Here is a 20301-nt window from a genome sequence, read left to right on the forward strand (position 1 = left end):
TAATAGCAGCCAATAACGACGCTAATACATATTGGCAGTTGATGTTTTTTTGCTATTATCCAGTTCCCGCCTATTTCATCTGGAACACCCGTTCTAGAGCCTGCGAATTAAGTTTCAGTTAAGTTTCCCCCGCTAGCGTAGGAAATCAGTCCACACCGACTGTGATCTATGGCCCGTGCGTGTCATCTAAATCCCTGCATAGCCAGAATCTTTCACCGGTAAAATGGATTTACCTACACACCGTCAAGAGGATGAATCATGCCCGTCAAGGACCCATCCAAGGCCGTACCGCAGGTCCCCGCGGAGAGCGCCGATGCCGCCCTGAAGCACATTGTCGATGGCTTTCTGCGCTTTCACCATGACGTCTTCCCCGAACAGCAACAGCTGTTCAAGAAGCTCGCCACTGCGCAAACACCACGCGCCATGTTCATCACCTGCGCCGACTCGCGCATCGTCCCCGAGCTGATCACCCAAAGCTCGCCAGGCGACCTGTTCGTAACCCGTAACGTGGGTAACGTGGTACCGCCTTACGGCCAGATGAACGGCGGCGTTTCCAGCGCCATCGAGTACGCCGTGCTGGCACTGGGCGTGCACCACATCATCGTCTGCGGCCACTCCGACTGCGGCGCCATGCGTGCCGTGCTCAATCCGCAATCGCTGACCAAGATGCCGACCGTTTCTGCCTGGTTGCGCCACGCTGAAGTAGCTCGCACCGTTGTTGAAAACAACTGCTCTTGCGGCAGCGAACACGAAACCATGCAGGTGCTGACCAAGGAAAACGTCATCGCCCAGCTGCATCACCTGCGTACCCACCCTTCGGTGGCCTCGCGCCTGGCAGCCGGTGAGCTGTACATCCATGGCTGGGTGTACGACATCGAGACCAGCAAGATCGAAGCTTACGACGCCGCCAGCGACAGCTTCCTGCCCCTGGCTGCTGGCGAGCCGGTCCCCTGCGCTACTCCGAGAGGCCGCTACTAAGCGACCCGTCCACAACTAGAACCTTGATAGCCGGCCGCACCCTGCAGGGTGTGGCGCGGCCTTCGGCTGCCCTGAATTCCCTGACTGCCGTGCCGGCATTTTCGCTGGCGGGCTGCGCCTGCGCGCTTGTCAGGGGCCAACGTGCCCACGGCCAGAGGAACGGCCGTGCGACAAAAAAAGGAGATACACGGTGAACATTACACAGTTGAAAGCGGCCCTGCCGCGAGAGTTGCTGGCGTCGGTAGTGGTCTTTTTGGTGGCCCTGCCCTTGTGCATGGGTATCGCCATTGCCTCCGGCATGCCGCCGGCAAAAGGCTTGATTACCGGCATTATCGGCGGCGTTGTCGTAGGTTTCCTTGCAGGTTCGCCGCTTCAGGTCAGTGGTCCGGCTGCCGGCCTTGCGGTGTTGGTGTTCGAGCTGGTGCGCCAGCACGGCATGGCCATGCTCGGGCCGATCCTGCTGCTGGCCGGGGTATTGCAGTTGCTGGCTGGCCGCCTGCGGCTGGGTTGCTGGTTTCGGGTTACGGCGCCTGCAGTGGTTTACGGCATGCTGGCCGGCATTGGCGTGCTGATCGTGCTGTCCCAGGTACATGTGATGTTCGACACGGCGCCACAGCCGTCGGGCCTGCAGAACCTGCTGGAGTTCCCGGCTACCCTGGCCGCCGCCCTGCCGCAGGAAAGCGCAGGCTCAGGCTGGATGGCCGGTGCGCTGGGACTGGGTACCATCGTCATCATGTGGGGCTGGGAGCGCCTGCGGCCGCAGCGGCTGCGCTTTGTGCCAGGCGCCTTGCTGGGTGTGGCGGCGATGACCGCCATCGCCATGTGGCTGGCGTTGCCGGTGAACCGCGTGCAGGTGCCGGCAGACTTGTCCGAAGCCATCGACTGGCTGCGCCCGGATGACCTGATGAAGCTGGCCGACCCTACGCTGTTGGTCGCCGCTTTTGCCCTGGCGTTCATTGCCAGCGCTGAAACCCTGCTGTCGGCGGCGGCAGTCGACCGAATGCACAGCGGCCAGCGCTCGGACTTCGACCGTGAGTTGTCCGCACAGGGCATCGGCAACATGCTCTGCGGGATTCTCGGTGCATTGCCGATGACCGGGGTGATCGTGCGCAGCTCGGCCAACGTCCAGGCAGGTGCACAGACGCGGGCTTCGGCGATCTTCCATGGCCTTTGGTTGCTGGCGTTCGTGGTGGTGTTGAGCAGCGTGCTGCAGCAGATCCCGGTGGCGAGCCTGGCGGGGGTACTGGTGTTTACCGGGGTCAAGCTGGTCGACTTCAAGGCGTTTCGTGGCCTGGGTCGTTATGGCCGCATGCCGATGTTGACCTACGCAGCGACTGCGCTAGCGATCATCTTCACCGACCTGCTGACCGGGGTGCTGTTGGGCTTCGCCCTGACCTTGCTCAAGCTGGCGTTCAAGGCGGCGCGGCTGAAAATCAATTTGGTCAGCCTGGAGAAGGCCGGGCACATGGAGCTGCGGCTCAGTGGTGCGGCCACGTTCCTCAAGGTGCCGGCGCTGACCCAGGTGCTGGACGGTGTGCCGGCGGGGACCACGCTGCATGTCCCGCTGGGCAACCTGAGCTATATCGACCACTCGTGCCTTGAGTTGCTGGAGGACTGGGGGCGCAGCAATGCAGCCCATGGGTCGCGGTTGCTGATCGAGCAGCGGCGGTTGAAACGGCGCATCGAGGGGCGGTTGCGGACTACGGCGGGGGTTGGGGCCTAAAGCCGGAAGTTTTGTATCGCCTGAACTGGCCTCTTCGCGGGTAAACCCGCTCCCACAGGTTCAACACAGGTTTACAGGCCGGTGCAGTACCTGTGGGAGCGGGTTCACCCGCGAAGAGACCGGGACAGGAGTATCAGGCCGGTTGACCCAGCTCAACACCCAGCTGGCGCGACAGGCATGGCCAGCGTTTCCAAGCCTCACCCGTTGCCGGGCTGCTCAATTTCTCGCGGTATGCCTCTACCGATTCCACCGCAAAGCTCTGCTCATTGAGCATCTCATCCACCGAGTGGTGCACCACTTCATCCAGCTGGTTGGCAAATTCTTCGCCGATCAACTGGTGAGCAATCAGGTTGGCCATGGTGGTATCGAACGGAATCAGCGGCTGCTGGAAGTGACGGATGTACAGGTCGTTCACCTCCTCCACCAGCCGGTGCGCCAGATACGCCTCATCCAGCAGGCAGTCCAGGCCGACATGCCCGTCCATGACCTCTGGCGGCTGCAGGAAATAGGCCTCGGCAATTTTCAGTACAGGTTTGATCTGCGATTCGATCCCTGCTTCCAGGGCAACCTCGTGGGCAGCCTCGAGCAGTTCCGGGACCTGTTCGATGTAGGCGCTGACGAAGCGCGCCAAAGTACCCTGGGCGTCCTGCTCAGGCAGTTGGATCGAGGGGTGCAGGTGCGGCAGTTGCAGCTCGAGACGCGCTTTCAATTGGCCGGTCTGGCCTTCGTGTTGATGGGCTTGGCTTACCTGCTCGCGTACAGCAGCGATGTTCATGACAACTCCAGGGACATTACGTTTCAAACGGAAGACACTAAATTAGCTCGGTATACAGAATACCTAAGACGTATTTGTTATAAGTCGCGCAAACGTGTGCATCCTCAGGCATATCGGGTGGCCATTATTGGGCCATACCCTATCAAACACGCGCTTTTCCGGGCATCTGGCCATTTGGTGAAGTTCATTTCACTAGCTTCATTGCGTGCCATTGGTCGCTGACTATACTCCCGATGAACGTGATTCGTTGATGAGGCCCAGCTGCTTTTGCAGGGGCTCGGTCGTCGAAGCCAGGTAGTCTTGACCGCCGTTCCCTCTTGCCGCAGGCCACGCCTCCGGGACAACAAGAACGAGAAGGGGAACCCGCAATGATGCGACATCCACATGTCTGGATGGGCCTCCTGTTGTGGTCGGTTTTTGGTCAGGCCAACGCAGCCTGGACCGTGAACATGCACCCGGGGGCGACGGAGGTCTCCAACGCCGTCTTCGATCTGCATATGACCATCTTCTGGATCTGCGTGATCATCGGCATCGTGGTGTTCGGCGCGATGTTCTGGTCGATGGTGGTCCACCGCCGCTCTACCGGCCAGCAGGCCGCGCACTTCCACGAGCACACCTGGGTGGAAATCCTCTGGACCGTGGTGCCCTTCCTGATCCTGGTGGTCATGGCCATTCCGGCGACCAAGACCCTGATCGACATTTACGACGCCAGCGAGTCGGACATCGACATTCAGGTCACCGGCTACCAGTGGAAGTGGCATTACAAATACCTGGGCCAGGATGTGGAGTTCTTCAGCAACCTGGCCACCCCTGCCGAGCAGATCCACAACCAAGCCCCCAAGGACGAGCACTATCTGCTCGAAGTGGACCAGCCTCTGGTGCTGCCGGTGGGCGCCAAGGTGCGCTTCCTGGTGACTGCCGCCGACGTGATCCACTCCTGGTGGGTGCCAGCCTTTGCGGTCAAGCGCGACGCCATTCCCGGCTTTGTCAACGAAGCCTGGACCCGCATCGAGAAGCCCGGCATCTACCGCGGCCAGTGCACCGAGCTGTGCGGCAAGGATCACGGCTTCATGCCGGTGGTGGTCGAGGTCAAGTCCAAGGCTGATTACGACACCTGGCTGGGCGAGCGCAAGGCCGAGGCCGCCAAGCTCAAGGAGCTGACCAGCAAGGAATGGACCCTGGAGGAACTGGTGGCACGTGGTGACAAGGTCTACCACACCACCTGCGTGGCCTGTCACCAGGCCGAAGGCCAGGGCCTGCCACCGATGTTCCCGGCGCTCAAAGGCTCGAAGATCGCCACCGGGCCGAAGGAAGGCCATCTGAATATCGTGTTCCACGGCAAGCCCGGCACAGCAATGGCCGCTTTCGGCAAACAGCTGTCGGAAGTCGACCTCGCCGCAGTGATCACCTACGAGCGCAACGCCTGGGGTAACAACAAAGGTGACATGGTCACGCCGAAGGACGTGCTGGCGCTGAAGCAGGCGCAAGCCAAGTGAACCGGGTTACTCGCGGCAATCAATGGGTTGCAGGAGACAGGACATGAGTGCAGTGATCGACGACCACGCCCACGGCGATGACCACGCGCACGGCCCGGCCAAGGGCCTGATGCGCTGGGTGCTGACCACCAACCACAAGGACATCGGCACCCTGTACCTGTGGTTCGCCTTCTTGATGTTCCTGCTGGGTGGCTCGTTCGCCATGGTGATTCGTGCCGAGCTGTTCCAGCCCGGCCTGCAGATTGTGGAGCCGGCGTTCTTCAACCAGATGACCACCATGCATGGGCTGATCATGGTGTTCGGCGCGGTGATGCCGGCCTTTGTCGGCCTGGCCAACTGGATGATCCCGCTGATGATCGGCGCGCCCGACATGGCCCTGCCGCGGATGAACAACTTCAGCTTCTGGCTGTTGCCGGCGGCCTTCCTGCTGCTGGTCTCGACGCTGTTCAGCCCGGGTGGCGGGCCCAACTTCGGCTGGACCTTCTACGCACCGCTTTCCACTACCTACGCACCGGCCAGCGTCACCTTCTTCATCTTCGCCATTCACCTGATGGGCATCAGCTCGATCATGGGCGCGATCAACGTGATCGCCACGATCCTCAACCTGCGTGCACCCGGCATGACCCTGATGAAAATGCCGCTATTCGTCTGGACCTGGCTGATCACCGCGTTTCTGTTGATTGCGGTAATGCCGGTGCTGGCGGGCGTGGTGACCATGATGCTGATGGACATTCATTTCGGCACCAGCTTCTTCAGTGCCGCAGGTGGCGGTGACCCGGTGCTGTTCCAGCATGTGTTCTGGTTCTTCGGCCACCCCGAGGTGTACATCATGATCCTGCCGGCTTTCGGCGCGGTCAGCTCGATCATTCCGGCCTTCTCGCGCAAGCCGCTGTTTGGCTACACCTCGATGGTGTACGCCACCGGCGCCATCGCCTTCCTGTCGTTCATCGTCTGGGCCCACCACATGTTCGTGGTCGGTATCCCGGTGGTGGGCGAGCTGTTCTTCATGTACGCCACCATGCTGATCGCCGTGCCCACCGGGGTGAAGGTGTTCAACTGGGTCAGCACCATGTGGGAAGGCTCGCTCACCTTCGAGACGCCAATGCTGTTCGCCATCGCCTTTGTGATCCTGTTCACCATCGGCGGCTTTTCCGGGCTGATGCTGGCGATCGCCCCGGCGGACTTCCAGTACCACGATACCTACTTCGTGGTGGCGCATTTCCATTACGTGCTAGTGCCCGGGGCGATTTTCGGCATCTTCGCTTCGGCCTACTACTGGCTGCCGAAATGGACCGGCTACATGTACGACGAAACCCTCGGCAAGCTGCACTTCTGGCTGTCGTTCATCGGCATGAACATGGCCTTCTTCCCCATGCACTTCGTAGGGCTGGCCGGCATGCCGCGGCGTATTCCCGACTACAACCTGCAGTTCGCCGACTTCAACATGGTGTCCTCGATCGGTGCCTTCATGTTCGGCGCCACGCAGATCTTCTTCCTGTTCATCGTCATCAAGTGCATCCGTGGCGGGGCGCCGGCACCGGCCAAACCTTGGGATGGCGCCGAGGGCCTGGAGTGGTCGATCCCCTCGCCCGCGCCTTACCACACCTTCCAGACACCGCCGGAAGTGAAATAGGAAACCTGCCATGAACGGCCTGTCGCTGAAACGCCTGGTAACGCGCCTGCTGATGCTGACGGTGGTGATGTTCGCCTTCGGCTTTGCGCTGGTGCCAATCTACGACGTGATGTGCAAGGCCTTCGGCATCAACGGCAAGACCGGTGGGCAGTACGAGGGCAGCCAGGTCAGCGACCCGACGCGCGCAGTGCGGGTGCAGTTCATGTCGACCAATGCCAGCGACATGGTCTGGGATTTCTACTCCACCGCCGACCAGCTGGAGGTCAACCCGGGGGCGGTGAACCAGATGATCTTCATTGCCCACAACCCGACGGACCGGCCGATGAGCGCGCAAGCCATTCCCAGCATCACCCCGGCCGAGGCTGCGGCGTATTTCCACAAGACCGAGTGCTTCTGCTTTACCCAGCAGGTGCTGCAACCCGGCGAACGCATCGAGATGCCGGTGCGCTTCATCGTCGACCGCGACCTGCCGGCCAGCGTGAAGCACCTGACACTGGCCTACACCTTGTTCGACATCACCGCTCGCCACCCGCCGGTCGCGTATGTTGCGGCCCAGGACGTCCAGGGCGCCCGTTAAGGGAAGGAGAACAGCAATGGCAAGTCATCAGCACTACTATGTTCCGGCGCAGAGCAAGTGGCCGATCATCGCCACCATCGGTATGTTCATCACGGTGTTCGGCCTGGGCACCTGGTTCAACGACATGAAGGCCGGCCACCCCGACTCGCACGGGCCGCTGATTTTCTTCGTCGGCGCGTTGTTCCTGGCCTACATGCTGTTTGGCTGGTTTGGTGCGGTGGTGAAGGAGAGCCGCGCGGGGTTGTACAGCCCGCAGCTGGACCGCTCGTTCCGCTGGGGCATGAGCTGGTTCATCTTCTCCGAGGTGATGTTCTTCATGGCCTTCTTTGGCGCGCTGTTCTATGTGCGCGTGCTGGCCGGGCCGTGGTTGGGGGGCGAAGGTGCCAAGGGCGTGGCGCACATGCTGTGGCCCACCTTCGAGTTCACCTGGCCGCTGCTGCATACGCCCGACCCCAAGCTGTTCCCGCCGCCCAAGGAAGTGATCGACCCGTGGCATCTGCCGCTGATCAATACCATCTTGCTGGTCAGCTCCAGCGTGACCATCACCATTGCCCACCATGCTTTGCGTCGGGACCACCGCGGCCCGTTGAAACTGTGGATGGCGCTGACCATCTTGCTGGGCATCTGCTTCATCACGTTGCAGGCCTACGAGTACCACGAGGCCTACACCAAGCTGGGGCTGACACTGGGTTCGGGGATCTACGGGGCGACATTCTTCATGCTTACCGGGTTCCATGGCGCCCACGTGACCTTGGGCACGATCATCCTGATCGTCATGTTCGTGCGCATCCTGCGCGGGCATTTCAACCCGGAGAAACACTTTGGCTTCGAGGCGGCGAGCTGGTACTGGCACTTCGTCGATGTGGTGTGGGTGGGGTTGTTCATCTTTGTCTATGTGCTCTAGGGCCAATCGCCGGCAAGCCAGCTCTCACAGGGGCCCACTGGACCTGGCGCATGTGGGGTTCCTGTGCGAGCTGGCTTGCCGGCGATGAGGCCATCAAAGCAAATGCAGATTCAGAAGGGGGCGTGTGAAACCAGCTGACCACTGATGAAGCCCCAGGCCACCAGGCCGATGGTCAGGGCAGCCAGGGTCACGCGCACGGTCAGCGCCTTGAGCAAGCGGGTCGAGTTTTCATCGTCCTTGACCAGAAACACCAGGCCACTGAACAGGCTGGCAACCGTGGCCAACAGCATCAGGACAATCGCGGCCTTGAGCATGGCGACACTCCGGGGGGATGCGGTGATGTGGATAAGTATAGCGATCGACCGGGCGAGGCTGCGATGAAGCCGTTTCGCCCAGGCTGGGTACCCACCCTGGTGGTGCTTGCACTGCTGCCGGGGCTGGTCGCGCTTGGCTGCTGGCAACTCGGCCGTGCCGAAGAAAAGCGCGCACTGCTGGCCAGCTATGCCGAACGGCGGGTCGAGGTGCCATTGGCCACCACCCAGCTGACGGCGGATGAAGACAATGCCTTCCGCCGTGTGCATCTATTCGGTCGCTTCGACGCCGGGCACAGCGTGTTGCTGGACAACCGCATGCGCGACGGCCAGGCCGGGGTCGAATTGCTGCAACCCTTCCATGACCAGGCCAGCGGGCAGTGGCTGCTGGTCAATCGTGGCTGGCTGCCATGGCCAGACCGCCGCGTGCCGGTGCATTTCGGCACCCCAACCCAGGCGTTGGCGCTGGACGCTGCGGTGTATGTATCGCCGGGCCACACCTTCCAGCTACATCCCGATCCGCTCGGCGGCCAATGGCCGCACCTGCTGACTGCCGTCGACGCCGCCCAGCTGTGGCAGCAGCTCGACCGCGAAGGCTATGCCCATGAACTGCGCCTGGAACCAGGGCCGGCGACCTATCGCCTGGACTGGCCAGTAGTCGCCATGGGCCCGGAAAAACACCTGGGGTACGCCGTGCAGTGGTTTGCCCTGGCGGCTGCCCTGCTGCTGCTTTACCTCTATTTCGGCTGGCACCACAACAAGGAGAAACGCCATGGCCACCGCCACTCCACTGGACCTGCCTGAACCCGGCAAACCCAGAGCCCGCGGGCGTTTGCAGCTGTTGTTGATTCTGCTGGTGGTGCTCGGGCCGATGATCCTGGCCACCAGCATGTACAAGCTCAAGTTCTGGGTACCGGAAGGCCGCAGCTACCACGGCGCCATGATCGGCAATGGCGAGAGCCGTACCGACCTCGGCGTGGCGGGCCACGACGAGCGCTGGCAGCTGTTGGTGAGCGCACCCCAGGCCTGTGCCGAGGACTGCCAGCGCCTGGTCTACCTGGCCCGGCAGATCCAGGTCGGGCTAGGCCGGGATGCCAGCCGTGCCAGCCATGCGCTGGCTGCCGCCCAGCCGCTGAGCGCTGACTACCAGGCGTTGCTCGGTCGCGAATATCCACAATTGCAACGCTACCCGCTGGACGCTCCGCGCTACCTGCAGAAGGTCGGCGAGCCCGGCCCCAAGCTGTGGATCGTCGACCCGCACGGCAACCTGGTACTGCGCTATGACGGCAAGGTCAACGGCAAGCACGTGCTGGACGACCTGCGCCACCTGCTCAAGCTGTCCAATATCGGCTAGGAGCCTGCCATGGCCAGACCTGGATTCCGCATAGCTGTGTTCGCCACCTTGCTGGCACTGGTGGTTGTCCTGCTCGGTGCCTATACCCGCCTGACCCACGCCGGCCTCGGCTGCCCTGACTGGCCGGGTTGCTATGGCTTCATCAGCGTGCCCAAGAGCGAAGCACAGTTGGCGCATGCCGAGCTGCACTTCCCCGAGCACCCCGTGGAAGCCGCAAAGGGCTGGGCCGAGATGGTTCACCGCTACTTCGCCGGCACCCTGGCTATGGTCATTGCCCTGCTTGCCTTGCAAGCGGTGCGCCGGCACGCCCGCGACGGCCAGCCCTATCGCCTGCCCGTGCTGTTGCTGGGGGTGGTGCTGGCGCAGGCGGCCTTCGGCATGTGGACGGTCACCTTGAAACTGTGGCCGCAGGTGGTCACGGCGCACCTGCTTGGTGGCTTCACCACATTGAGCCTGCTGTTCCTGTTGTCCCTGCGGCTGTCCCGGGCCTTTGCGCCATTGCCCAAGCTGCCGTTGAGCCTGCGCCGCATTGCGGCCCTGGCCCTGCTGGTGGTGATCGGCCAGATTGCCCTGGGCGGCTGGGTGAGCGCCAACTATGCAGCCGTCGCCTGTATCGACCTGCCTACCTGCCATGGCCAATGGTGGCCTGCGGCGGATTTCAGCAACGGCTTCCACCTTACCCAGCATGTCGGCCCCAATTACCTGGGTGGGCAACTGGACAGTGATGCGCGCACGGCCATCCACATCAGCCACCGCCTGGGCGCGCTGCTGGTTACCGGTGTGCTAATGATGCTCAGCTGGAAGCTGCACCGCTGCGGCCTTCCCGGCCTGGGGCGGCTGGTGTTGCTGGCGCTGGCGGTGCAGATCGGCCTGGGCATCAGCAATGTGCTGCTGCACCTGCCCTTGGCTGTGGCCGTTGCGCACAACGCCGGCGGGGCGCTGTTGCTGCTGAGCATGGTGCTGGTGAACTACCGCATCCGCGTGGTCGACAAGGTTCGGGTCGGTGTCGGCCAAGGCTGGCGCCTGCGGCCGGTTGTCGGCGTGGGCATTTCCCATCACATGAGGAACGACTCGTGGCGACGCTTCTGAGTACACGGCGGGCCAGCTGGCGCGATTACCTGGAGCTGACCAAGCCCAAGGTGGTGGTGCTGATGCTGATCACCTCGCTCGCAGGCATGTTCCTCGCCACCCGCGCGGGTGTGAGCTGGAACGTGCTGCTGTTCGGCAACCTGGGCATAGGTTTGTGCGCCGGCGGCGCGGCGGTGGTCAACCACGTGGTGGACCGGCGCATCGACGCGCTGATGGCGCGCACCCACAAGCGGCCCCTGGCCCAAGGCCGCGTCGAGCCGCTGCCGGCGCTGCTGTTTGCCCTGGCGCTGGCGTTGCTGGGCATGGCCTTGCTGCTGGTGTTCACCAACGCCCTCACCGCCTGGCTGACCCTGGCCTCGCTGCTGGGCTACGCGGTGTTGTACACCGGCTTCCTCAAACGTGCCACGCCGCAGAACATCGTCATTGGTGGCCTGGCCGGTGCCGCGCCGCCGCTGCTGGGCTGGGTCGCGGTCAGTGGCCATGTCAGCGCCGAGCCGTTGCTGCTGGTACTGATCATCTTCGCCTGGACCCCGCCGCACTTCTGGGCCCTGGCCATCCACCGCAAGGAGGAATACGCCAAGGCCGAGATCCCGATGCTGCCGGTGACCCACGGCGAGCGCTACACCAAGCTGCATATCCTGCTGTACACCTTGATATTGCTGGCGGTGAGCTTGTTGCCGTATGCCATTCACATGAGCGGCCCGCTGTACCTGGGCTGTGCACTGGTGCTGGGGCTGCGCTTCCTGCAATGGGCCTGGGTGTTGTACCGTGGCAGCCGGCCGCACGCAGCGATCGGCACCTTCAAGTACTCTATCGGCTACCTGTTCGCGCTGTTCATCGCGTTGCTTCTAGACCACTACCTGTTGTTGAACCTATGACCCGAACCCAGAAAACCGTCTTCATCCTCGTCGCCCTGGTCGCGTTGATCATGGGCCTGACCGTCAACAAGGTGCTCAATGGCCGCGACCAGCCCAACCCCACCGAGCTGATCGACGCCGGCATTATCCTGCTGCCGCAGAGCCGCACCGTGGCGGATGTAAGCATGACCAACCAGGACGGCCAGCCGGTGCAGCTGGATGACCTGAAAGGCAAATGGTCGCTGTTGTTCTTTGGCTACACCTATTGCCCGGATATCTGCCCGACTACCCTGGCCCAGCTGCGTCAGGTGAAGAGCGAACTGCCCAAGGAAGCTGTCGACCGGCTGCAGGTGGTGCTGGTGAGCGTGGATCCGAATCGCGATACGCCGAATCAGCTGAAGCAGTACCTGGGCTATTTCGACAAGGATTTTGTCGGCGTGGCAGGGTCGATCGAAGATACCCAGAAACTGGCCAATGCCTTGAGCATTCCGTTCATTCCGGCGGATACCAGCAAGCCGGGGTATACCGTGGATCACAGCGGCAACCTGGCGATCGTCGGGCCGGACGGGCGTCAGCGCGGGTTCATTCGGGCGCCGTTCAACAACCAGAAGCTGGTGGCGCAGTTGCCTGGGCTGGTTAAACGGGATTGATGTGGCTCTGAAAGCTTCGCCGGCAAGCCAGCTCTCACAGGGGCCTCACAGAACCTGAGGTTGGCGCTGTACCTGTGGGAGCTGGCTTGCCGGCGAATGGGCCGCAAAGCGGCCCCGGGGATGTGGGATCAGAACGCCGGAACCACAGCGCCCTTGTACTTCTCGATGATGAACTGCTTCACCTCAGGCGAGTGCAGTGCAGCCGCCAGCTTCTTCATGTCGTCCGAGTCCTTGTTGTCCGGGCGGGCAACCAGGATGTTCACGTAAGGCGAATCGCTGCCTTCGATGGCCAAGGCGTCTTTTTCAGGGTTCAGCTTGGCTTCCAGCGCATAGTTGGTGTTGATCAGGGCGGCATCGACCTGGGTCAGCACGCGCGGGATGGTGGCCGCTTCCAGCTCACGAAACTTCACGTTCTTCGGGTTTTCGGCAACATCCTTCACGGTGGACAGGATGTTCTTGTTGTCTTTGAGCTTGATCACGCCGGCCTTGTCCAGCAGCAGCAGGGCGCGGCCGCCGTTGGTGGCATCGTTGGGGATGACCACGGTGGCGCCGGAAGACAACTCGTCGAGCTTCTTGATCTTGGTCGAGTACACGCCCAGCGGCTCGATATGCACGCCGGCCACGCTCACCAGCTGGGTGCCCTTGGCCTTGTTGAACTCATCCAGGTACGGCTGGTGCTGGAAGAAGTTGGCGTCCAGGCGCTTTTCGGCAACCTGTACGTTCGGCTGGATGTAGTCGGTGAATTCCTTCACCTTCAACTCCACGCCCTCTTTGGCCAACTGCGGTTTGACGAAGTTGAGGATCTCGGCGTGCGGCACTGGGGTGGCGGCAACGGTCAGGGTATCGGCGTGGGCCGAGAAGGCCGCAACAGCGGCAGCAACAGCAAGCAGCTTCTTCATGAATCACTCCTTGTGAGGGCCGCGACGGCCCCCGAACGGGTCGGCCGGGCCGACCCCATTGGGGTTACTTACGGGAAAAATGCACGACCAGTTTGTCGCCCACGCTCTGCAGCACTTGAACCAGCACCAGCAGCAGCACCACGGTGACCACCATCACGTCGGTCTGGAAACGCTGGTAGCCGAAGCGGATGGCCAGGTCGCCCAGGCCGCCGGCACCGACCACACCGGCCATCGCGGTGTACGAAACCAGGGTAATGGCAGTTACGGTGATCGCGGCGAAGATGCCCGGGCGGGCCTCTGGCAACAGCGCGCTGGTGATGATCTGGCGGGTGGTGGCGCCCATCGACTGGGTGGCTTCGATGATGCCGCGGTCCACTTCACGCAAGGCGGTTTCGACCAGGCGTGCAAAGAACGGCGTGGCACCCACCACCAGCGGCGGAATGGCACCGGCGACGCCCAGCGAGGTGCCGGTGATCAGCACGGTGAACGGGATCATCACGATCAGCAGGATGATGAACGGCAGCGACCGCAGGATGTTGACCACCAGCGACAGCAGCGCATACACGCCCTTCTGCTCGAACATCTGCTTCGGCCCGCAGAGGAACAGCAGCACGCCCAGCGGCAGGCCCAGCAGCACGGTGAAGAACAGCGAGCCGAACAGCATGATCATGGTATCGACGGTGGCCAGCCAGATTTCGGCCCAGTCGACGTTGGCGAAGAAATTCAGGGCGTCCATCAACGCAGTACCTCCATATGTACGTCAGCTGCCTTGAAGCGGGCGAACGCCGCTTCCATGTCACCGCCGATCAGGGCGAGGGTGAGCTGGCCATAGGGGACATCCTTGATGCGGTCGATACGCCCGGCGAGGATGCTGTAGTCCACGCCCGTTTCGCGGGCCACGGTGCCCAGCAGCGGTGCATAGGTGGCGTCGCCCTGGAAGGTCAGGCGCACGATGCGGCCCGGCACGTGGGCGAAGTCATCACGCTGCTCGCCTTCGTCGACCTGCTCGTCTTCCTGGACGAAGCGCTTGGTGGTGGGGTGCTGCGGGTGCAGGAACACGTCGGCCACCGAGCCTTGCTCTACGATCTGGCCGGCGTCCATCACCGCCACGCAGTCGCAGACCCGGCGGATCACGTCCATTTCGTGGGTAATCAGCACGATGGTCAGCTTCAGCTCACGGTTGATCTCGGCCAGCAATTGCAGGACCGACGCCGTGGTTTGCGGGTCGAGGGCGCTGGTGGCTTCGTCGCACAGCAGGATCTTGGGGTTGGTGGACAGGGCGCGGGCGATGCCGACGCGCTGCTTCTGGCCGCCCGACAGCTGTGCCGGGTACTTTCTGGCGTGGTCCGACAGGCCTACGCGGGCCAGCAGCTCGGTGACCCGCTTGTCGATTTCGCTGCCCGACAATTTACCGGCCAGGGTCAGTGGCAGGGCAACGTTGTCGGCGACGGTCTTGGACGCCAGCAGGTTGAAGTGCTGGAAGATCATGCCGACCTGCTGACGGAAACCGCGCAGTTGGCTGGCGTTGAAGGCGGTGACGTCTTCGCCGTCAACGATGATCTTGCCGCCGGAGGGCTCTTCCAGGCGGTTGATCAGGCGCAGCATGGTGCTTTTGCCGGCACCCGAATGGCCGATCAGGCCGAACACCTGGCCATTCTCGATGGTCAGGCTGGTCGGATTCAGTGCGGGGATTTCCCTACCGGCGACGCGGTAGGTCTTGTGGACATGTTGGAACTCGATCACGTAGCGAACCTTGTGGGGCGCATGGAATTTGGGTCAGCGGTTAGCTGGGGTCGCGCATTTTAGCCTTTTCCCATAGCTGTTCTTAGCATTTATTTCGTAATGCACCAATCCTTCAGGCATATCGCGACAACCGGTAATCCTGATTGAACGCTTGTCAAAGCCCTCCAGTCACTAATGAAACAAGCCCGAACAGGGCACGCCTGAAGACTGACGAGGAGAGCCGATCATGCCCAACAAGAACACGGACGCGCCCAAGCACAGCGAGGCCGCCGGAACCCAGACCCCCGACCGGGCCAACACCAATGCCAAGCTGCAGAGCCTCGAGGACGTGCGCAGCGATGCCACTGGTCACGCCCTGCGTACCAATCAGGGTGTGCGGGTCGCCGACAACCAGAACACGCTCAAGGCGGGTGACCGTGGCCCCTCGCTGCTTGAAGACTTCATCATGCGCGAGAAGATTACCCACTTCGACCACGAGCGCATCCCCGAGCGCATCGTGCATGCCCGGGGTACCGGTGCACACGGCTTCTTCCAGAGCTATGGCAACCACGCCGAACTGACCAAGGCCGGCTTCCTCCAGGACCCGGAGAAGATCACCCCGGTATTCGTGCGTTTCTCCACGGTGCAGGGCCCACGCGGTTCGGGGGACACGGTGCGGGATGTGCGCGGGTTTGCGGTCAAGTTTTATACAGATGAAGGCAACTTCGACCTGGTTGGCAATAACATGCCGGTATTTTTCATCCAGGATGCGATCAAGTTTCCCGATTTCGTGCATGCGGTAAAACCGGAGCCTCATAACGAGATGCCCACCGGCGGGTCGGCTCACGACACTTTCTGGGATTTCGTCTCGCTGGTGCCGGAGTCGGCGCACATGGTGATGTGGGCCATGTCGGACCGTGCCATCCCGCGCAGCCTGCGCATGATGGAAGGCTTCGGCGTGCATACCTTCCGCCTTATCAATGCCGAAGGGGTGGCGAGCTTCGTGAAATTCCACTGGAAGCCGAGCCATGGCGTGCATTCGCTGCTCTGGGACGAAGCGCAGAAGCTGGCCGGCAAGGATACCGACTTCCAGCGCCGTGACCTGTGGGAGGCCATAGAAACGGGCGACTACCCGGAATGGGAGCTGGGCGTGCAGATCGTGCCTGAGGCGGACGAGCACAAGTTCGATTTCGACCTGCTGGATCCGACCAAGATCATTCCTGAAGAACTGGTACCGGTGACCCCGCTGGGCAAGATGGTGCTCAACCGCAACCCGGACAACTTCTTCGCCGAGGTCGAGCAGGTGGCCTTCTGCCCTGGCCATATCGTGCCGGGTATCGACTTCACCAATGACCCGTTGCTGCAGGGCCGGCTGTTCTCCTACACCGACACCCAGCTAAGCCGACTGGGCGGGCCGAACTTCCACCAGATCCCGATCAATCGCCCTGTCGCGCCCAACCACAACAACCAGCGCGATGCCTTGCACCAGCATGTCGTGCACAAGGGCCGCGCCTCCTACGAACCGAACTCCATCGACGGCGGCTGGCCGAAGGAAACGCCTCCTGCAGCGCAGGATGGTGGCTTCGAGAGCTACCAGGAACGCATTGATGCGCACAAGATCCGCCAGCGCAGCGAGTCGTTCGGCGACCACTTCTCGCAGGCGCGGCTGTTCTTCCAGAGCATGAGCCCGACCGAGCAGCAGCACATCATCAAGGCCTACAGCTTTGAACTGGGCAAGGTCGAGCGGGAGGCGATTCGTGCACGGGAGGTGAACGAAATTCTGGCCAACATCGACCTGAAGCTGGCCGCCGCCGTGGCCGCGAACCTCGGGTTGCCAGCGCCCAAGGCAGGTACCGTCAAGGTCAAGGGCAGCAAGCTTGCCGCCTCGCCGGCCTTGAGCCAGATGAACCACCCGGGCGTTGTGGGCATCAAGGGGCGCAAGATCGCCGTGCTGCTGGCCGATGGCGTGGATGGCGGCAGTGTCGACCGGCTGGTCAAAGCCCTCGAGGCCCATAGTGCTCGGATTCTGCTGCTTGGCCCCACATCGGCGCCGGTCAAGGCGGCCGATGGCAAGGCGCTGCCGGTGGACGCGTCAATGGAAGGCATGCCTTCGATCATGTTCGACGGGGTGCTGGTGCCGGCTGGTAAGGCGGCACTGGATGCACTGGGGGCCAGTGGCCTGGCCAAGCACTTCCTGCTCGAAGCTTACAAGCACCTGAAGGCGATAGGTTTTGCCAAAGAGGGCAAGGTGCTGGTGGATGCGCTGGGGCTGAAGGAGGACAAGGGGCTGTTGCTGGGGGATGACCAGAACGCCGTGGACGCCTTCGTCAAGGCTGTCGAAGGGCATCGGGTGTGGGAGCGGGAGGCGGCTGCGGAATCTGTTCCCGCCTGATCGGGCCTCTTCGCGGGTAAACCCGCTCCCACAGGAATGTGGCGGGTTTACCTGCGAAGACATCAACGCTGATGCGGGACCAGCACCACCTGCGCCGGTAGCGAACGCTGGATCTGATGTTTCTGCTGCAGCTCGAAGCCGCTGTCGAGTTTGCGCACGCGCTTTTCCAGCAAGGTCTTCAACCAGGGCGCGTCCTCGGTGCGCGGCACCTGGAACACCACCTCGCAGTCATAGCTCACCACATCCGCTGCAATATCATCGAGCTGGCGGCGCAGCGCGCGGCTGTCGGTGGTCTTCAAGGCGACCACGGTGCTTGGCGCCGTCGGGTCGATGATACGTGCCCTGGGCTTGGCTTCTGCAGCCTTCAGCGCCGCCTCGGCCTTTTCCAGCTCGGCCTTGCGTGCCTGCGTCACGGCATCGCCACCGGTTACTGCCGGGGCTTGCGGCATCAGTGCACGGGCTCGGGACAGGGCGGTGGCCGCCGCGTTCACATCACCCTTCTGCAGCACGATCTGGCTGCGCTGCAGGTAGGCTTCGGCCAACTGGCGCTGGTATTGTTCCACGCGCGCGTCATCCGGCGACTGGGCTTGCAGCGCAGCCAGCTGGTCTTCGGCGGTGGCCAGCTCGTTGCTGGCGATATTCTGTTGCAACTGCTGCCAGGCATCGGCTTGGGCAGGTGCGGTGGCCTGTTCGACCGGCGCGCTGGAACAGGCAGCCAGTAACAGGGAAAACGCGGCGACAAGCAGATAACGGGAGGCAAACGGCTTCATTCCTGCGACTCTCTATTTGCGCAAAAAGCGAGCAAGTCTACACCCAGGTGCGCACGCTCGAAAACAGGTCTTACAGACCCTTTACCCGGCCAAAGGTTGCAGGGCGTGCCATCACACGCCCGGTTTTTCAGCGTTTTGGCAGGGCCAGGCTCAGCAAGAATAGCACCGCCGCGCAGACCACGATCGATGGGCCGGCAGGGGTGTCCTTGAACCAGGACATGGCCAGGCCGCCGCAAACCGCCGTCACGCCCAGCAAGCTGGCGCCCAGAGCCATCTGCTCGGGGGAGCGGGCGTGCCGCTGCGCCGCAGCGGCAGGAATGATCAGCAGCGAGGTGATCAGCAGTACACCGACAATCTTCATGGCCACGGCAATCACCACCGCAATCAGCAGCATCAATGCCATGCGCAGGCCGGCCACGGGCAGGCCTTCGACCATCGCCAGCTCTTCGTGCACGGTCACCGCCAGCAGTGGCCGCCACAGCGCCGCAAGCAGCAGCAGGACCAGCGCGCTGCCGCCCAGGATCCAGGCCAGGTCGGTGGGACTGATCGCCAGCAGGTCGCCGAACAGGTAGGCCATCAGGTCGATGCGCACGTCGTGCATGAAGCTCAACACCACCAGGCCCAGCGACAAGGTGCTGGGGGCAAGGATGCCGAGCAGGGTGTCAGAGGCCAGCGGCTGGCGTTGCTGCAAGGTCACCAGCAAGATCGCCAGCAACAGGCAGCCCACGGTTACCGCCAGCGCCGGGCTGACGTCCAGCACAAAGCCCATGGCCACACCCAGCAGCGCGGCATGCGACAGGGTGTCGCCGAAGTACGCCATGCGTCGCCACACCACGAACGAGCCGAGCGGGCCCGCGACTACTGCCAGGGACAAGCCTGCGAGCAAGGCGTAAAGAAGAAAATCAGCCATGCTTGCAATGCTCTCCGTGAACATGGGTGCCAGGCGCAACCACCGAACCGTGCAGGTCGTGGCTGTGGTCGTGATGGTGGTGGTAGACGGCCAGGCTTGGGGCGTTCTGGCCAAACAGTTCGACGAAGGCCGGGTCATTGCTGACCTGCTCGGGGTGGCCGGAACAGCAGACATGGCGGTTCAGGCAAACCACCTGGTCGGTGGCACTCATCACCAGATGCAGGTCGTGGGAGACCATCAGCACACCGCAGCCGTGGCGGTCGCGCAAGCGGGTGATCAGGTTGTACAGCTCGGTCTGACCGACCACGTCGACGCCTTGCACCGGTTCGTCCAGCACCAGCAGTTCGGGCTCGCGCAGCAGTGCCCGGGCCAGCAGCACGCGCTGCATCTCACCACCGGAAATGGTCTGGATGGGGCTGTCGATGACCTGCTCGGCGCCCACTTCCTGCAGCGCCGACAGGGCTGCCGCACGGTCTACTCCGGGCACCAGGCGCAAAAAGCGCAGCACCGACAGCGGCAGCGTGGCATCTACCTGAATTTTTTGCGGCATGTAGCCGATACGCAGCCTGGGCTTGCGCCAGACCTTGCCACGGTGCGGCTTGAGCAGCCCGAGCACGGCGCGTACCAAGGTGGTCTTGCCTGCCCCGTTGGGGCCGATCAGGGTGACGATCTGGCCGGGTGCGACCGACAGGTCGATGCTGTCGAGCACCGCTTCGCCGGCAAACGTGACGCCGACCTGCTCCAGGCGGATCAGTGCGTCGCTCATGCCGCGCTCCGGCAGGTACCGCACAGGCCGACCACTTCGACGGTCTGGGTCTCGACGGTGAAGCCTACGCCTTTGGCGCTGTTGATGATGGCGTCGCTGATGCTGCTTTGTTCGAGCTCGATGGCCACGTGGCAGACGCGGCAGATCAGGAACTGGCCCTGGTGCACATGCTCGGGGTGGCTGCAGCCGATGAAGGCGTTGAGCGAGGCGATACGGTGCACCAGGCCGTTTTCCAGCAGGAAGTCCAGAGCGCGGTACACCGTCGGCGGCGCGGCGCGGCGGCCGTCCTGCTCGCTGAGCACGGCGAGGATGTCGTAGGCACCCAGCGGCTTGTGGCTTTGCCACACCAGCTCCAGCACCCGGCGGCGCAACGCGGTCAGGCGCAGGCCCTGGCGGGTGCACAAGGCGTCGGCTTCAGCCAGTGCGCTGTGTACGCAGTGGGAGTGATCGTGGGGACGGTTGGCCAGCGGCGTGATGGACATGGGCAGCGACGGT

At 62.8% G+C, this 20301-nt stretch carries 21 protein-coding genes; 12 read left to right on the plus strand and 9 right to left on the minus strand.

From position 1 onward, the window contains the following. Positions 1 to 258: 258 nt before the first annotated feature. On the plus strand, positions 259 to 978 hold the full coding sequence (locus AC5O5I_RS00265; RefSeq protein ID WP_172226553.1) for a carbonic anhydrase: 720 nt from the start codon (positions 259 to 261) through the stop codon (positions 976 to 978). A gap of 190 nt (positions 979 to 1168) precedes the next feature. After that, positions 1169 to 2701 carry a SulP family inorganic anion transporter gene (locus AC5O5I_RS00270; protein WP_172226556.1) on the plus strand — a complete coding sequence of 511 codons (1533 nt, stop codon included), beginning with the start codon at positions 1169 to 1171 and terminating at the stop codon, positions 2699 to 2701. 133 nt (positions 2702 to 2834) lie between these two features. Here AC5O5I_RS00270 and AC5O5I_RS00275 read toward each other — a convergent pair whose 3' ends face one another. Next, on the minus strand, positions 2835 to 3476 hold the full coding sequence (locus AC5O5I_RS00275; RefSeq protein ID WP_172226559.1) for a hypothetical protein: 642 nt from the start codon (positions 3474 to 3476) through the stop codon (positions 2835 to 2837). Positions 3477 to 3844: 368 nt separating this feature from the next. On the opposite strand from AC5O5I_RS00275, the gene coxB reads away from it, so the two are divergent. From coxB to AC5O5I_RS00295, 4 genes are read left to right on the plus strand one after another with little or no spacing between them, the layout of a single operon-like run. Next, positions 3845 to 4972: a cytochrome c oxidase subunit II gene (gene coxB, locus AC5O5I_RS00280; protein WP_172226562.1), complete on the plus strand. Its 1128-nt coding sequence runs from the start codon at positions 3845 to 3847 to the stop codon at positions 4970 to 4972. Positions 4973 to 5015: 43 nt separating this feature from the next. Beyond that, positions 5016 to 6605, plus strand: coding sequence for a cytochrome c oxidase subunit I (gene ctaD / locus AC5O5I_RS00285; RefSeq protein ID WP_172226565.1), 1590 nt, complete (start codon positions 5016 to 5018; stop codon positions 6603 to 6605). 10 nt (positions 6606 to 6615) lie between these two features. Further along, a complete protein-coding gene (locus AC5O5I_RS00290; protein WP_494511900.1) occupies positions 6616 to 7182 on the plus strand; it encodes a cytochrome c oxidase assembly protein in 567 nt (188 codons plus the stop codon). Between the two features lie 16 nt (positions 7183 to 7198). After that, the gene (locus AC5O5I_RS00295; RefSeq protein ID WP_172287014.1) at positions 7199 to 8086 is read left to right on the plus strand and encodes a cytochrome c oxidase subunit 3; all 888 of its coding nucleotides are present in this window, start codon (positions 7199 to 7201) and stop codon (positions 8084 to 8086) included. Between the two features lie 110 nt (positions 8087 to 8196). Here AC5O5I_RS00295 and AC5O5I_RS00300 read toward each other — a convergent pair whose 3' ends face one another. Continuing rightward, a complete protein-coding gene (locus AC5O5I_RS00300; protein ID WP_054902213.1) occupies positions 8197 to 8400 on the minus strand; it encodes a twin transmembrane helix small protein in 204 nt (67 codons plus the stop codon). 63 nt (positions 8401 to 8463) lie between these two features. Here AC5O5I_RS00300 and AC5O5I_RS00305 point away from each other — a divergent pair, with 63 nt between their 5' ends. From AC5O5I_RS00305 to AC5O5I_RS00325, 5 genes are read left to right on the plus strand one after another with little or no spacing between them, the layout of a single operon-like run. Further along, positions 8464 to 9201 carry an SURF1 family protein gene (locus tag AC5O5I_RS00305; RefSeq protein ID WP_172287015.1) on the plus strand — a complete coding sequence of 246 codons (738 nt, stop codon included), beginning with the start codon at positions 8464 to 8466 and terminating at the stop codon, positions 9199 to 9201. Continuing rightward, entirely contained in the window at positions 9170 to 9751 is a 582-nt protein-coding gene (locus AC5O5I_RS00310; RefSeq protein WP_172232294.1) for a PA_0111/PP_0108 family redox-active disulfide protein, read from the plus strand. Before AC5O5I_RS00305 ends, AC5O5I_RS00310 begins: the two co-directional genes overlap by 32 nt. A 9-nt stretch (positions 9752 to 9760) precedes the next feature. After that, positions 9761 to 10840: a COX15/CtaA family protein gene (locus tag AC5O5I_RS00315; protein ID WP_172232291.1), complete on the plus strand. Its 1080-nt coding sequence runs from the start codon at positions 9761 to 9763 to the stop codon at positions 10838 to 10840. After that, complete coding sequence (gene cyoE, locus AC5O5I_RS00320) at positions 10825 to 11718, plus strand: heme o synthase (RefSeq protein WP_172287017.1); 894 nt, start codon at positions 10825 to 10827, stop codon at positions 11716 to 11718. The genes AC5O5I_RS00315 and cyoE overlap by 16 nt, the downstream gene beginning before the upstream one ends. Then, positions 11715 to 12347, plus strand: coding sequence for an SCO family protein (locus tag AC5O5I_RS00325; RefSeq protein WP_172232691.1), 633 nt, complete (start codon positions 11715 to 11717; stop codon positions 12345 to 12347). The genes cyoE and AC5O5I_RS00325 overlap by 4 nt, the downstream gene beginning before the upstream one ends. Before the next feature lie 128 nt (positions 12348 to 12475). Here AC5O5I_RS00325 and AC5O5I_RS00330 read toward each other — a convergent pair whose 3' ends face one another. The 3 genes from AC5O5I_RS00330 to AC5O5I_RS00340 form a co-directional block, all read right to left on the minus strand. Further along, positions 12476 to 13246: a MetQ/NlpA family ABC transporter substrate-binding protein gene (locus tag AC5O5I_RS00330; RefSeq protein ID WP_172287019.1), complete on the minus strand. Its 771-nt coding sequence runs from the start codon at positions 13244 to 13246 to the stop codon at positions 12476 to 12478. A gap of 64 nt (positions 13247 to 13310) precedes the next feature. Continuing rightward, positions 13311 to 13982, minus strand: coding sequence for a methionine ABC transporter permease (locus tag AC5O5I_RS00335; protein WP_010951513.1), 672 nt, complete (start codon positions 13980 to 13982; stop codon positions 13311 to 13313). After that, positions 13982 to 14989 carry a methionine ABC transporter ATP-binding protein gene (locus AC5O5I_RS00340; protein WP_172287020.1) on the minus strand — a complete coding sequence of 336 codons (1008 nt, stop codon included), beginning with the start codon at positions 14987 to 14989 and terminating at the stop codon, positions 13982 to 13984. The genes AC5O5I_RS00335 and AC5O5I_RS00340 overlap by 1 nt, the downstream gene beginning before the upstream one ends. Positions 14990 to 15215: 226 nt before the next feature. Here AC5O5I_RS00340 and katE point away from each other — a divergent pair, with 226 nt between their 5' ends. Then, complete coding sequence (katE, locus tag AC5O5I_RS00345; RefSeq protein WP_172287021.1) at positions 15216 to 17360, plus strand: catalase HPII; 2145 nt, start codon at positions 15216 to 15218, stop codon at positions 17358 to 17360. 62 nt (positions 17361 to 17422) lie between these two features. Here katE and AC5O5I_RS00350 read toward each other — a convergent pair whose 3' ends face one another. The 4 genes from AC5O5I_RS00350 to zur all read right to left on the minus strand — a co-directional run bounded on the left by AC5O5I_RS00350 (position 17423) and on the right by zur (position 20288). Next, complete coding sequence (locus tag AC5O5I_RS00350) at positions 17423 to 18130, minus strand: PA5502 family lipoprotein (protein ID WP_172232152.1); 708 nt, start codon at positions 18128 to 18130, stop codon at positions 17423 to 17425. 127 nt (positions 18131 to 18257) lie between these two features. Further along, a complete protein-coding gene (gene znuB, locus AC5O5I_RS00355; RefSeq protein WP_172232155.1) occupies positions 18258 to 19040 on the minus strand; it encodes a zinc ABC transporter permease subunit ZnuB in 783 nt (260 codons plus the stop codon). Then, entirely contained in the window at positions 19033 to 19806 is a 774-nt protein-coding gene (gene znuC, locus AC5O5I_RS00360; protein WP_172232158.1) for a zinc ABC transporter ATP-binding protein ZnuC, read from the minus strand. Before znuC ends, znuB begins: the two co-directional genes overlap by 8 nt. Continuing rightward, the gene (gene zur / locus AC5O5I_RS00365; protein WP_172287023.1) at positions 19803 to 20288 is read right to left on the minus strand and encodes a zinc uptake transcriptional repressor Zur; all 486 of its coding nucleotides are present in this window, start codon (positions 20286 to 20288) and stop codon (positions 19803 to 19805) included. The genes znuC and zur overlap by 4 nt, the downstream gene beginning before the upstream one ends. Positions 20289 to 20301 lie beyond the last annotated feature (13 nt).

The organism is Pseudomonas sp. 9_2_1, from assembly GCF_059295275.1.

Bases quoted from the DNA above. Each gene is read 5' to 3' on its own strand.
- AC5O5I_RS00265 (WP_172226553.1), top strand. From the start codon at position 259: ATGCCCGTCAAGGACCCATCCAAGGCCGTACCGCAGGTCCCCGCGGAG.
- AC5O5I_RS00275 (WP_172226559.1), bottom strand. From the start codon at position 3,476: ATGAACATCGCTGCTGTACGCGAGCAGGTAAGCCAAGCCCATCAACAC.
- coxB (WP_172226562.1), top strand. From the start codon at position 3,845: ATGATGCGACATCCACATGTCTGGATGGGCCTCCTGTTGTGGTCGGTT.
- ctaD (WP_172226565.1), top strand. From the start codon at position 5,016: ATGAGTGCAGTGATCGACGACCACGCCCACGGCGATGACCACGCGCAC.
- AC5O5I_RS00290 (WP_494511900.1), top strand. From the start codon at position 6,616: ATGAACGGCCTGTCGCTGAAACGCCTGGTAACGCGCCTGCTGATGCTG.
- AC5O5I_RS00295 (WP_172287014.1), top strand. From the start codon at position 7,199: ATGGCAAGTCATCAGCACTACTATGTTCCGGCGCAGAGCAAGTGGCCG.
- AC5O5I_RS00300 (WP_054902213.1), bottom strand. From the start codon at position 8,400: ATGCTCAAGGCCGCGATTGTCCTGATGCTGTTGGCCACGGTTGCCAGC.
- AC5O5I_RS00305 (WP_172287015.1), top strand. From the start codon at position 8,464: ATGAAGCCGTTTCGCCCAGGCTGGGTACCCACCCTGGTGGTGCTTGCA.
- AC5O5I_RS00310 (WP_172232294.1), top strand. From the start codon at position 9,170: ATGGCCACCGCCACTCCACTGGACCTGCCTGAACCCGGCAAACCCAGA.
- AC5O5I_RS00315 (WP_172232291.1), top strand. From the start codon at position 9,761: ATGGCCAGACCTGGATTCCGCATAGCTGTGTTCGCCACCTTGCTGGCA.
- AC5O5I_RS00325 (WP_172232691.1), top strand. From the start codon at position 11,715: ATGACCCGAACCCAGAAAACCGTCTTCATCCTCGTCGCCCTGGTCGCG.
- AC5O5I_RS00330 (WP_172287019.1), bottom strand. From the start codon at position 13,246: ATGAAGAAGCTGCTTGCTGTTGCTGCCGCTGTTGCGGCCTTCTCGGCC.
- AC5O5I_RS00335 (WP_010951513.1), bottom strand. From the start codon at position 13,982: ATGGACGCCCTGAATTTCTTCGCCAACGTCGACTGGGCCGAAATCTGG.
- katE (WP_172287021.1), top strand. From the start codon at position 15,216: ATGCCCAACAAGAACACGGACGCGCCCAAGCACAGCGAGGCCGCCGGA.
- AC5O5I_RS00350 (WP_172232152.1), bottom strand. From the start codon at position 18,130: ATGAAGCCGTTTGCCTCCCGTTATCTGCTTGTCGCCGCGTTTTCCCTG.
- znuB (WP_172232155.1), bottom strand. From the start codon at position 19,040: ATGGCTGATTTTCTTCTTTACGCCTTGCTCGCAGGCTTGTCCCTGGCA.
- znuC (WP_172232158.1), bottom strand. From the start codon at position 19,806: ATGAGCGACGCACTGATCCGCCTGGAGCAGGTCGGCGTCACGTTTGCC.
- zur (WP_172287023.1), bottom strand. From the start codon at position 20,288: ATGTCCATCACGCCGCTGGCCAACCGTCCCCACGATCACTCCCACTGC.